The organism is Planctomycetia bacterium, assembly GCA_015075745.1.
In the GTDB taxonomy this organism is placed as follows: domain Bacteria; phylum Planctomycetota; class Phycisphaerae; order UBA1845; family UTPLA1; genus UTPLA1.
On record JABTTW010000001.1, the window covers coordinates 219,156 to 231,379 of the forward strand.

Annotated in this window: 9 protein-coding genes and 1 tRNA gene; 4 read left to right on the forward strand and 6 right to left on the reverse strand. The window is 61.4% G+C overall.

Going from position 1 to position 12,224, the window contains the following annotated elements; genetic code table 11:
• The first annotated feature begins 169 nt into the window (after positions 1-169).
• Entirely contained in the window at positions 170-3,100 is a 2,931-nt protein-coding gene (locus HS101_00875) for a hypothetical protein (protein ID MBE7504821.1), read from the forward strand.
• Here the strand turns inward: HS101_00875 and HS101_00880 are convergent.
• The 3 genes from HS101_00880 to HS101_00890 form a co-directional block, all read right to left on the reverse strand.
• A complete protein-coding gene (locus tag HS101_00880) occupies positions 3,082-4,104 on the reverse strand; it encodes a Gfo/Idh/MocA family oxidoreductase (GenBank protein ID MBE7504822.1) in 1,023 nt (340 codons plus the stop codon). The genes HS101_00875 and HS101_00880 overlap by 19 nt on opposite strands.
• A gap of 33 nt (positions 4,105-4,137) precedes the next feature.
• Positions 4,138-5,133, reverse strand: a complete 996-nt coding sequence (locus HS101_00885; protein MBE7504823.1) for an NAD(P)-dependent glycerol-3-phosphate dehydrogenase — start codon at positions 5,131-5,133, stop codon at positions 4,138-4,140.
• Positions 5,134-5,216: 83 nt separating this feature from the next.
• Positions 5,217-5,954, reverse strand: coding sequence for an HAD-IA family hydrolase (locus HS101_00890; GenBank protein ID MBE7504824.1), 738 nt, complete (start codon positions 5,952-5,954; stop codon positions 5,217-5,219).
• A gap of 155 nt (positions 5,955-6,109) precedes the next feature.
• Between HS101_00890 and HS101_00895 the strand changes: the two genes are divergently transcribed.
• The 3 genes from HS101_00895 to HS101_00905 all read left to right on the forward strand — a co-directional run bounded on the left by HS101_00895 (position 6,110) and on the right by HS101_00905 (position 7,765).
• Positions 6,110-7,210 carry a hypothetical protein gene (locus HS101_00895; protein ID MBE7504825.1) on the forward strand — a complete coding sequence of 367 codons (1,101 nt, stop codon included), beginning with the start codon at positions 6,110-6,112 and terminating at the stop codon, positions 7,208-7,210.
• Between the two features lie 70 nt (positions 7,211-7,280).
• A tRNA-Ser gene (locus HS101_00900) sits at positions 7,281-7,367 on the forward strand.
• Positions 7,368-7,549: 182 nt separating this feature from the next.
• A complete protein-coding gene (locus tag HS101_00905) occupies positions 7,550-7,765 on the forward strand; it encodes a hypothetical protein (protein ID MBE7504826.1) in 216 nt (71 codons plus the stop codon).
• 464 nt (positions 7,766-8,229) lie between these two features.
• Here HS101_00905 and HS101_00910 read toward each other — a convergent pair whose 3' ends face one another.
• The 3 genes from HS101_00910 to mreD form a co-directional block, all read right to left on the reverse strand.
• Positions 8,230-9,399, reverse strand: a complete 1,170-nt coding sequence (locus tag HS101_00910; GenBank protein MBE7504827.1) for a rod shape-determining protein RodA — start codon at positions 9,397-9,399, stop codon at positions 8,230-8,232.
• Positions 9,396-11,567 (reverse strand): hypothetical protein, encoded by a 2,172-nt coding sequence (locus tag HS101_00915; GenBank protein MBE7504828.1) that lies wholly within the window; start codon positions 11,565-11,567, stop codon positions 9,396-9,398. The genes HS101_00910 and HS101_00915 overlap by 4 nt, the downstream gene beginning before the upstream one ends.
• A 99-nt stretch (positions 11,568-11,666) precedes the next feature.
• The gene (gene mreD, locus HS101_00920; GenBank protein MBE7504829.1) at positions 11,667-12,188 is read right to left on the reverse strand and encodes a rod shape-determining protein MreD; all 522 of its coding nucleotides are present in this window, start codon (positions 12,186-12,188) and stop codon (positions 11,667-11,669) included.
• Positions 12,189-12,224 lie beyond the last annotated feature (36 nt).

A 12,224-nucleotide genomic window follows, 5' to 3' on the forward strand; every position in this document is an offset into this window, starting at 1 on the left:
CGTCGCTTGCCCAATAGACCAGACACGCGGAGCCCTCCTCGGGCTCCGCTTTTTTTTGCGCCAACCCGCATGATGAGCTTCTCATAGGATCGAGGTCTAGGTAAAATGTTTTAGCTGGACCTTTAGTCTAAGAGTTGGACCTCATCAGCCTTTTCTGGGAGGAGCGGCCATGCACCGGTGCTTCAAACGGTCAGGTTCGCTCCTACCCATGGGCCTTTCCGCCCTTTGTCTGACACTTCTTTTCCCAGCCCACTCAGTTCGGGCCGAGCCGATTCAGATCGGCTTTCTCTGGCACATGCACCAACCGATCTACTACCCCTATGAGTCGCTCCTCGCGACCGATTCGAATAATCGCTACTCCTTTAGCGTGGTCGATGTCCATAACCAGCGGTTCGGCCCCTATTCGACCTGGCCGAAGGATGCCATCGTGACGGGCCAGTCGTTACCCCATCTCGGCGCGTCGGTGAGCTTTACCGGTTCATTGATTGAAAACCTCAACTCCCTTGCCGCGGCGGGAACAAACGGCGGCATGTGGACAAACTGGCAAACCGGCTACAACCAGGGCATCGCCGCTACGACGTCTCTCGGCAATCCGCGACTGGACCTTGTCGCTTTCGGCTACCACCACCCGCTGATGCCCCTGCTCGACGAGCAGGACATCCGCATGCAGATTCGTCTGCACAAGCATGTTTACGCCCAGACCTGGAGCGCGCAATCCAGCTATGCACGGGGAATGTTTCCGGCAGAGACGGCGTTTTCGACACGGATGATTCCGGCACTGGTCGCTGAGGGCATCGACTGGGTTCTGGTGGATAACATCCATTTCGATCGGGCCTGCGTGGGCTATCCGCACACCAACGCATCCTGCATCTACCCCCCGAACAAGGCCGATCAGGTGAACCCCGACCCTGCGGCAAACGGCGGCGCATGGGTGCAACTCAACAATCTCTGGGCGCCCAGCCGCGTCAGCGTGCCGTTCGGATATCGCCCTCATCGGGTGCAGCACGTCGATCCCTCGACCGGTTTCGCCACACAGATGACAGCAGTTCCCGCGGCTCGCTACGAGGGAAACGAAGACGGCCGCGGCGGATACGGGGCCTTTCTCTATGACCAGGTGATGGACGCCTACCTCTCTTACAACACCGATGCACAGCATCCGATGTTCGTCGTGCTGCATCACGATGGGGACAACTTCGGCGGCGGCAGCGATGCTTACTATCACAGTAACTTCCAGAGCATGGTGAACTGGGTGAGCGGCGATCCGAACTACGACGTCACCACCGTGCAGGACTATCTGGACCGTTTCCCGCCGGCCGGTTCAGATTTGATACACGTCGAAAGCGGCTCGTGGGCCGGAGCGGACTGCGGCGATCCGGAGTTCAAGAAATGGCTCGGAGATCCGAACGCATCCGGCTGGAGCCCGGATCGAAATAGCTGGGCCGTGTTGACGGCCGCGAAGAACCGCGTGTTCATGGCGGAATCGATTTCGCCGGCGGCCAGCATGCAGTCGGTGATGACCGGCTCGGGCTCGAACACCGAAAAGGCCTGGCACTTCCTGCTCGCCGGAGAGGCCAGCGACCACTGGTATTGGGACGGCAGCGGCGAACCGTGGGACAGCAACGTGACGCGGGCCTGCAATCAAGCGGTCGCGCATGCCGACGCGGTCATTGCGGGTCAGCCCGACATCGCCCCGCCGACCGTCTTCATCCCGCAGCGCGAGCCCTACAACCCGGGAGGTTTTGAATGGGCGGCAACACCGGAGCCCTCGGACTTCGAAGTCTGGACGTATGCTTACGACGTTTCCGGTTTGACGAGCGTCACGCTCCATTGGCGTCTTGATCTGGACGGTAACAATTCGCTGACATCCATCGACAACGAGACCTACGCGGGCGGCGCCGAAGTCGGTGCGTGGAACAGCCTGGCGATGGCCATCACCACTGAGCCTCCCCGTCCGGCGAACATCCTCGCCCCGACGCATCGCGCGACACGCTACGCGGCGATGATCGTCGGGCAGGAGAATGTGCTGCTCGATTACTATGTCGAAGCGTTGGACGGCGCGGGGAACTCGTTCAAATCGGACATCCAGCACGTCTATGTCGGAAGTTCCGTTCCGTCGGGCGGCGGCAATGTTGTCACCGTAACGCCCAACCCGCCTGTTGCCGGGCAGTCAGTGCTCATCCAATACGATCCCGCCGGGCGTCCTCTCGCCGGCTCGGCGCAAGTTAAGCTGCACTACGGATTCAACAATTGGAACCCCGTCATCAGCCCTGACCCGGGCATGACGTGGAACGCGGGCGAGGCGCTTTGGGAATTGAGCGTCGCGGTGCCGGCCGATGCGACTCAGCTCGACGTCGTGTTTAACAATGGGAGCGGCGCCTGGGACAACAACGGCGGTCAGGACTGGCACTTTGCCGTCACCGGAGGACAGCCCCAGCTTGCCTGGCAGATGGACGGTCAACTCGATGCCGACGCATCGCTCGTCGCGCAGAACGGCACAATGCACCTCTACGCCGGCGTGCGCGGGACAACGCTGTACGTGGCCGCCCCCGATGCCGGAGAGGGCAACGATCATTTCATCTTCGTGGCAGGCACGCCGGGTTCCCTGCGAGCTTCACCGTGGGCGAAGGCGGGCCAGGTCGCCAATTGGAGCGCTTTCCTCGCGGATGAGAATAACAACGACTACGAGGGCTGGTTTGACGCCATCGGTGCGACGCAGGCGACGACCGGATCCAACGGCGGATACCTGGAGGGCACGATTGATCTCGCCGGCCAGTTGGGGCAGGTTCCCGAAACGATCTATCTGGCATTCGGGGCATACGGCACTGCGGATGGCGGAGCATTGGCGGTCGGGCTGCAGGTTCCGGCCAGCATCAACGGCAACGGGACGCTCGACACCGGGGAGTACGCCGCGTTTCAGACCTTTCTGCGCGGGGACATCACCGCCGACTGGCGGGTTGATCAGTTCGACATTCCCGGGTTTGTCGAGGTACTGCTTGGAAATGACGTGAATGCCGCCCATATTCGGGCTGCCGACATGGACGCGACAAACGGGCCTGACGGGCAGGATATCGCGCTCTTCGTTCAGGCGATGGTGGATTGATCGACGTGCTGTTCCTCGCGCGCTTTCGCGGAAGCATATAGCGCGTCAATCACGTTCATGGTGGAAAGTCCATCATACATCGAGACCGCCGGCGGCCGGCTCGATAGGACCGCATCCGCAAAGTCCTCAAGGATGAGCCTGAAGCAGGGCGGCGTTTCACCTTCCTCCAGGGGCAAGTCGTCAGACCCGCGACGCTGCCAAAGCCGGTAGCGATCAGCCTGTTGCAGGCTGCCGTCGGCCAGAAACGTGCCCTCGCTGCCGTACACTTCGATACGCCCGCCGTAATGATGGAAGCAATACGAAAAATCCAACTGCCCTACCGCGCCGGACGCAAACTCGACTCGTGCGGTCAGCAGATCTTCGACACCGCGATGGAGATGCAGGTCGTAGCACCGGGCATCGACGCTTCGAATCGGGCCCATGGCGTGCAGGAGAATGTCCAGGACATGAGGCGCGAGGTCGATCGCCGCCCCACCGCCGGACAGCTCCGGGCTCAGCCGCCAGTTCTCAGCAAGCGAATACCAGAACCCCATCTGAGCACGAACGAAGTGAATTCGCCCGAGGCTGCCCTCGCGGATGAGCTTGATCAGCTTCTGGTTGACCGGGTGAAATCGCTGCTGGTGCATCAGGCCGAGCGTCTTGCCGCTTTGACGCGATGCCGAAATCATCGACAGGGCCTGCTGCGTACTTAAGGCCATCGGCTTATCGACGAGAACATGCCTGTCCGCCTGAAGGCACCGAATCGCCAACTCAGCATGGAAGGCGTTCGGCACGGCAATGTAAATGGCTTGAACCTTATCATCGGCCAATAGCGCGGAGACATCGTTGTAGGCGGCGCTCGCCCCGAACGACTCGGCGAATTGCCTCGCCTTCGATCCGTCACGCGAGCAGAACGCGACCAACTTTGCCCGGGCCGATGCAATCATCGCGGGGGCCACACGCTTCTCCACGACCCGGCCGCAACCGATGATCCCGATTCCCAGCGATTGAGTGGAGGTGGACATCATTTCGCGGAAGGCCGCAGGAAAAATCCCGGGCTACATCTCGCCTTTGAGCCTTCGTGTCATGAGCTCGCTCAAGGTGGCGATGACATCCTTGCCGTCGAAGAGAACGCCATAGACGGCCTCGGTGATGGGCATTTCAACGTCGTAGCGGCGCGCAAGCTGAAAGACGCTCTTCGTCGTCGGGATGCCCTCAATGACCGATGGCGTGGAGCCGATCACGTCCTCGACTTTTCTTCCTTGCCCGATGAGTTGCCCCGCCGAGCGATTGCGGCCAAGCGGCGAAACGCAGGTCGTCACCAGATCGCCCAGTCCCGCGAGACCGGCAAAGGTCTCGCGCTTGGCGCCCATGGCCACGCCGAGTCGCGTGATCTCGACCAGACCACGGGCGAGCAGTGCCGCTTTGGCGTTGTCGCCGGCCTTCAGACCGTCGACGATGCCGGCCGCGAGAGCGATGACGTTCTTTGTGGCGCCGGCCAACTCCACACCAAGCAGATCGTCATTGGTGTAGACACGAAACCATTGCGAGGACAGCGTTTCCTGGACGAGCGCCGCGAGGGAGGGATCGTCCGCGGCAGCCACCACGGTCGCCGGCAGGCATTGGGCCAGTTCCGCGGCAATGCTGGGACCGGAAAGGGACGCCACGGGTGACGGACCGACGACATCCTGAATGATCTGGCTGGGACGCAGGAGCGTCTCGTTCTCAATACCCTTGGCGACACCCGCGATCGGAGTGCCGCTCGGATAGGCGTGGGCAATGCTTGTCCATACACTTCGAATATACTGGCATGGCACGGCCGAGATGACGAGGCTTGCTCCGGCGAAGACGGCGACCGGATCGGTGGTAAATGAAACGCGCTCGGGGATTCGCAGGCCGGGAAGGTAGCGATGATTCTCCCGCGTGCTCTTCAGCGCTCCGATCTGATCGGGATTCCGCCCCCACATGCGAACGTGGATTCCGCGATCCGCGAGCATCACGCTGCACACGGTGGCCATTTGGCCGTCGCCGATCATGGCTACCTGCTCGACCATAGACGTCTATTAGAATCGCCGCATCAAGGACGGGCAACCAACGACACGACCGCAGCCTGGCGTGGCTGTAGTGGCGTTGGCGGCTAGATCTTCAACCACTTGAGGATGATTTGAGCATCGACGCCGCAAAGTGACTCAAACGCAAGGTTGGCGACGGACAATTCGGGCGATATGCCCAGCGAGACCGTCTTCATCCCGGCATCTTGAGCGAGTCGGATGGCTGATGCCGCATCCTCGAAAACGATGCAACCGGACGGCGGCACACCGAGCAAATCGGCTGCCAGGCGAAATCGCATTCGCCCAGCGGGGTCGCGCTCCTGATCGTTTCCGTCGACGATGCAATCCAGTTGGTCTGAAATGCCCAGTCGGGTGAGCACCAGCCTCGCGTTTCGGCTGGCCGAGACCGCTGCGATCTTAAGACCCAGTTCGCGGAGGCCCCGGATCAGCGGCCCCACGCCGGGAAGTACGTCGCTCGCCGTCAACGACTCGACGGCGGCAAGATAGTAGGCGTTCTTGCGGGCAAGCAGCTCTGCGAAGCGGGCCGGAGACACCTTGCGATCGCCGAGAATGTGGCGCAGTGAATTCTCACGCGAAAGGCCGCGAAGCGCGTCCTGCGCAACTGTATCGAACGGCAGACCCTCTTCGCCGGTTAATCGGGCCCATGCCGAAGTGTGAAATCTGGCGGTATCCGCGATGACCCCATCCACATCGAAAATGGCGGCCGCCGAGCTGATCGGCGTGCAAGGAGCCCGGACCGGGCCAGGGGGCGACGGGGCGATCCCTTTTCCCGACGATTCGGCGATCAGCGTAGTGGGCTCCATGAGTTTCTTATCGGCGGGCCATGCTCATATCGTGCGTTTCGCATGGTCCGTGTGCTCGGCCGGCCCCCGGCCTGTCAGCACCAAATGCACAGATTTTCTCGGCGAAATTGGTGATTGATGACTAATGGGGTAGAATTGAGGAAAGGAGAGGAAAAATGGCACCCGGTAGGCGACTCACCCTCGCGGCAGGCGTTGCGGCGATCATCGGCATCGGCGTTGTCCCCTCCCCCGCCGCGGCCCAGCGCAGGGCCATCTTTCAGGCGATACAGGCCGCCCAATCGAACCGGCGGCAGCCGACGCTTCTCGATCAGATGTTTTCCCGCAATCGCCCATGTTCGACAGGCCGGTGTATTTCGCGGCCCACAATTAACTTCACATACTTCTCAAACGGCACCCCCTACGATGGCTTCGCTGAGGCCTCGCGAATCGCTCGGTACAGCGACACCGGCTTTCAGAATAGCTCGGTCGGAGGCTTCAGTTCATCCAATGCCGCCAATTCATATGCGCCGGCCAACTATCAATTAGCCCCGCCGCCGGGCGTCGCACCCTCGACCCTCGGCGCTGCCCCGCTGTCTCACCAGCTTTCCACGTTTGTCGCCCCGTCGAGTCAGTCATTCAGTCCCGGGCCGGGGCAATACCAGAGTCCGGGCACCGGCGTACAACTCGGCGAGGCGTTGTGGCAACTCAAGAAAGCCCGCCAGTCTGGGGCGGTGATTGTCAACAGTGGTACAGGAGCGATGACCCTGCCGCCGACAGATATCTCGCCGCGGCTCACCAGTCGGCCGATGGTGGGCACGGTGGAATCGGCGCTGAAGAACGGTGCTTTTGCATTTCGCCGGGGTAATTACGGCCTTGCTCAAGTCGAATACCGCGAGGCGATGAACAGGGGTTGCACCGACGCGAGATCGCGTCTTGGCCTTGCCCTCGCGGAGTTCGCATTGGGGCATTACGAAGAGGCTGCGAATTTCGTTCAATCCGACCTGATCGCCTCTCCGTCACTCAATCGCTCGTCGCTCAGCGTGCGATCGGCATACCGACGACAGTCGGAATTTGACACCCACCTCCGGAGGCTCTTGCTGGTCCTCGAAGACCAGCCGGAAAACTCCGAGTATCTCCTGCTTGCCGGGTTTATGCAGTATTACTCCGGCGACAAGTCCGGGGGAATTGCCAACCTTAAGCGGTACGCGTCATCGGCAAACGCCGATGCCCGGATCGTGTCCTTTGTGCGGCAACTCGCCGCAACAGAGATTCCCTGATAGCCCGATTCTTCTCCCTGCCCGCCGCCTTGAGTGCACCGCGAATCTTCGCTAGGATTCTCACCGCCCTGGAGAGGTGTCCGAGTGGCTGAAGGAGCCGCATTCGAAATGCGGTCTGCGGGTAACTGCAGCGGGGGTTCGAATCCCTCCCTCTCCGATTCATCAAGTCGGTCAATCTGAGTAAGCCCAGCGTTCTGCTGGGATTACATTCATTCCGCATGCTGTTTCTTGAACCTCCTGGTGCACTAATGATGCGCACTTCGTTTACTCGGGAGTTTTCTGATGGTTACCGCAAGGTAAAAACGAAGCGCTCATCGTACGCGCATCGGGCGCGTCAGTGTGTATGAGCACCACGGCGCGCTTTGGATTTATTACACCGAGGCCCGAAAGAAACGAGTCTGGGTCGGGCCGGACTGGGATGAGGCCCTCAGAGTCGCGGGCGAAGTGAACGTCCAGCTTCTCGGCCAAAGTCATACGGTTTTTTCCTTCGAGCCGGTAAAGGTGAGTCAGCTTGTCCAACACTGGCTGGAGCATCATGAGCATGTGGTCCGGTGAGATGCCGCCACTTGACGACCCATCGGACGACGGCCTCGCAGACAAGCTCAGGCGTCGGCAAAAACTTGCGCGATCCGATTCCGGAATTGCGATGTCTCGCCAGGCCGGCCAGTCACTGGCTGCACAACTCTGGCGCGACGCAGGCGTGATCCGGTCTTCACGGCTTCGCATTGAGTTCATGCGCATAGCTCACCGCATTGGCATTGGACACATCACTTGTCCGAAGACCTTCCGGCACACATTCGCAACACTGATGCAGGACGCCAATTTAGATCCGTTGATCCGCCAGGAGCTGATGGGCCACGCCCACGGCAATGGTTGCAGTGCCAGTGGCCTGGGGATGACCAGCGTCTATACCCACACTCGGGCCGAAACCTGTCGCCGACAACTCGAGGCCGCATTGAATCTTATTCCAAACTTATCTAATCTCATTGAACCCCAGGGAATTTCGCCCCTGGTCATGCTCACTCATCCGCGAACTCAAACGGCTTCGGCCCCATGTCCAGCGGCCGGCGTCGGCCCACGTCGATCAGCAGGCCGATCGCCAGATAGTTCGCGAGTAACCCGCTGCCGCCCATGCTGACAAATGGAAGCGTCATGCCCGTGATGGGCATCAGCCCCACGGTCATGCCGATGTTGATGATCGCCTGCGCCGCAATGAGCACGCACACCCCCACGGCCAACAGCCGCCCCAAGGGGTCCGTCGTCATGGAAGCGATCGTCAGCCCCGACGCGACGATCACCAGGTAACACGCCAGCACACCCATGCAGCCGAAGAAACCCCACTGGTTGCCGAGCACGGCGAAGATGAAATCGTTGTGCTCCTCCGGCAAGAGGTGGTGCTTGAAGAACGCCCCCTCACTGAAGCCCTGCCCAAGTGCCCGCCCGCTGCCGAGAGCGATCTTCGACTGACTGAGTTGATACCCGGCGTTGAGCCGCCACTTGGCGTCTGAGTCGTCCTGCTTGATGAGCGAGCGAATCCGATCCCGCTGGTACTCGTTCATCAGCGGCGAGAAATAAAAGAGCGGCGCGGCGATGAGCCCCATCGCGATGATCGAGCCCAGATGCCGCAGCTTCGCCCCGGCGACGTAGAGCATGACAAAGAGCGTCGGCAAAAGAAGCAAGCTCGTGCCCAGGTCCGGTTCCTTGAGAATCAGCCCGAGCGGAATCAGCGTCAGCAGAAACGGCCCAAGCAGGCCGGACAGCGTACGATAGTTCGTGCGGAATCTCAGGTAATACGCCAGGGCCAGGATATAGACGAGCTTGGCGTATTCCGACACCTGAAAGCTGATCGGTCCCAGCTCAATCCAACGATAGGTATTGCGGCGTGCCCGGATGAGCGGTTCCATTGGGACCTTCTGCGCGACGATGAGCAGCACGAGCAGGACGAGAGTGACGCCGAAGAGCGTGTAGGACCATCGCCCGATTCGGCGATAGCCGAACATCTGAATGATGAGAACGCCGACGAGCCCCGCCCCGAGATAGGCCGACTGCCGGATTGTTTGCGACGCGGGACCTTCGCCTTCAACTTCGCCGGCGTAGACTCCCAGCAATCCGAGCGTGGTGAGCAGGACGGCCGACAGCAGAATGAGCCAGCCCAGCGGAGGAAAAAGCCTGAATAGCGCGGTCATCATCTCCGGGCGCTCATCTGCTCGCGAGTGAAGTCCGCGGTGAGGTATCCGCGCGGACTGGCCATCAATTCCTCGAAGACCGCCTTTGCCGCCGGGCCCGCCGTCGCCCCGCCGCCGCCGCCGTACTCGATGATGATCGCGAGTGCGATGCGAGGATTGTCTGCCGGCGCATAGCCTGTGAACCATGCGTGCGTGGGTACTTCGTCCTTACCGGCATCCTTCGGCGGCCAGGTCTCCGCGATCTCGCGCCGCTTGGGCTTGATGCCGGGATCGATGTTCAGAGCCTCGCGAGCCGCCTCGACGGTCGGCGCGACGACCACCACATCCTCGCCGCCGGGAAGCTCGAAGGTGTAACGTCGCTTGCTGACGCGCGGTACGCACTGGGCGCTACCCGTCTTGCCGCAGATGGCAAGCTGACTCATGTGAACGTGCTTGTAAGCGGTGCCGCCGTCCTCGTTGACACAGCGATACAGCCCGCGGCGCACGACCTCCCAGTCCTCGCGATTGATCCGGGGGATGGGCAGCTCCGGTCGCTCCCGGCCGTCGTTGGCGATCAGGGTTGGGTCGCGGTAAGCGCCGGCAGCCAGCGTGGCGAAGATGTTCGCCGCCTGCAATGGTGTCACCATGATCTCACCCTGGCCAATGGCGTAGTTGCGACCGTCCGCGATGCTGAAGGCTCCGCCCTTTCGATGCCGCCGAATCCAGTCCGCCGTGGGGATATTTCCGTCGCGCTCTTCGATGAGCCCGGTGCCGTGATCAGACGTCGCGTCGCCGATCTCGCCGCGGACAAACTGCCGATAGAAGTCGGTCAACCTCGCGGCCTGGAGCTTTTGTCCAAGACTGTAGAAGTAAACATTGCAGCTATGCTGGATGGCTGTCTCGGCAGTCATGTCGCCGTGTCCGGCCATCCCGCGCCAGTGCGTCCAGCAGTGCCACTTGGATGACCCGGGGATGAAGGCCCCGTCGCAGAAGACGCGACTCTGCGGACTCAGAATTTCCCATGAAAACGCCGCAAGCAGCGACACGGGCTTGATGATCGAGCCGGGCTGGTACTCCTCGCCCACGGCCCGAAACCGGAGCGGCACATGACGGCTGTCATCGCGCAACTTTGCATAATTCGTGGCCAGCTCCTCAGGGTCGAATCCCGGCACGCTCACCAGCGCCAGTATCTCGCGCGATGCCACATCAAGAATCACACAACTGGCCCCGGTCGCCGGCGGCTGGGCGGCAACCGTGTCGACCAGAATCTCGGTGACGCGTTGCTGAAGCTGCAGATCGACACTGAGCTGAACGTCGAGCCCGTCAATCGGAGGAGAGGTCTCGTGAATGCTTTTGTCGAGAAACCGCTCCTCAAATCCGCGCTTGCCGCGCAGCATCGCCTCGCCGAGTCGCTCGACGCCCGCTACGCCCACGAGGTCGCCCGGACGATAACACGCCAGCCAGTCGTCACCCTGTGGATCGTTCTTGATCAATTCGCTCGAAGCCTGGCCCAGGCGACCCAGGACATGGCAGAGCGATCGGGCCTCCGGCCGCCAAACCCGCCGCACCGACGGCTCGATCCGAACCAGGGGCAAATGCGATATTTCCAACTCGATGCGCGTGCGCACCTGCGGCGAGACATCTCGAATGATGGGGTGCGATTGATCCTCTTCGCGCAGGCGCAGCTTCTCAAGCGGCTCGTCAAAGCCCATGTCCTTTCGCCGGCGCCAGATGTGCATCCGCAGGTCTTCGACCGATCGGCAGATGGCATCGCGCCGCGAACGGAGCTCCGCCATGGGGATGCCGCTCACCTTCTCAAGCGTCAGCCACATCGCCGCGATCCTGCCGCGGACTTCCTGCTCCAACTCCCGGGCGTGAAGACCCGCCAGTGTGGGATCCTGTTGTTTGAGAATGGCGGCGACCTTCAGGAGAAATGGCTCACTGAGGCTGAGGGCCCCATAGTGGACCGTCACGTCATGCGCCGGCTCATCAGAAACGAGCACTTGCCCGAACCGATCGCGGATGTTGCCTCGCAGCGGAGGAAGGAACTGCTTGGGAGCCAGGAGCGAGTCTCGCTCCTTTTCGACGTACTTGTCCCCGTCCACGATCTGAATGTGATAGAGCCGCCAGACGATGATTAGGCAGCAGATGACCGGCAGTGCGAGCACAATCTTGAGTCGGCGTTCAAACACGGCGAAGAGGTACCTTTACTGTCTCTACGATCGAACGGGTCTGCCGGTGCACAGATTCCCGTCGAAATCGCCGAAAGTCGCTTCGGCTCTCAGCGCATCTTACGCCCAACGAGGAACGGCTCCAACGCCCAGCGGCCCGCGAAGCTGCCGAAGCAACCAGTGACCGTACGGCGCAAGGGCCGCGGTATAGGCCGCCTCACACGACGCCAGGACCAGAAGCTCCCCTAACTGATCCATCCGGCCGACGAGGTAAAGCATGTGCAGCCCGGCCACCGACTCGATGGCAAACTTGGCGACGAACGTGAAGAACAACTGGCTCCAGACGCTCTCGCGAAACACGAACTCGCGCATCTTGACAATGAGCACGGCGAGAAACCCCATCGTGATGGCGCGAATGCCGACGTTGGAATAGCCATCGTAGCTCAGCGTCAGCAGATCAGCCGTCAGCCCCGTGATCCAGCAGGCCAGTCGGGCATCGGACGGCTTTGCCACCAGGGCGAAATAAACGCCAGTGATGAGAATGAAGTCGGGCCACACCCCATGCAGCGCCAAAAGCGGCGCGACCGAGCTCTGCAGAGCGGCGACGAGGTAGAGAATGATGGCGAAGGCGATCCATCGCATGTCGAATGTCGGCCTCAGCTTGGATGGGGCAGCGCG

Bases quoted from the DNA above. Each gene is read 5' to 3' on its own strand.
- HS101_00910 (MBE7504827.1), bottom strand. From the start codon at position 9,399: ATGATGACCGCGCTATTCAGGCTTTTTCCTCCGCTGGGCTGGCTCATT.
- mreD (MBE7504829.1), bottom strand. From the start codon at position 12,188: ATGCGATGGATCGCCTTCGCCATCATTCTCTACCTCGTCGCCGCTCTG.
- HS101_00885 (MBE7504823.1), bottom strand. From the start codon at position 5,133: ATGGTCGAGCAGGTAGCCATGATCGGCGACGGCCAAATGGCCACCGTG.
- HS101_00890 (MBE7504824.1), bottom strand. From the start codon at position 5,954: ATGGAGCCCACTACGCTGATCGCCGAATCGTCGGGAAAAGGGATCGCC.
- HS101_00895 (MBE7504825.1), top strand. From the start codon at position 6,110: ATGGCACCCGGTAGGCGACTCACCCTCGCGGCAGGCGTTGCGGCGATC.
- HS101_00875 (MBE7504821.1), top strand. From the start codon at position 170: ATGCACCGGTGCTTCAAACGGTCAGGTTCGCTCCTACCCATGGGCCTT.
- HS101_00880 (MBE7504822.1), bottom strand. From the start codon at position 4,104: ATGTCCACCTCCACTCAATCGCTGGGAATCGGGATCATCGGTTGCGGC.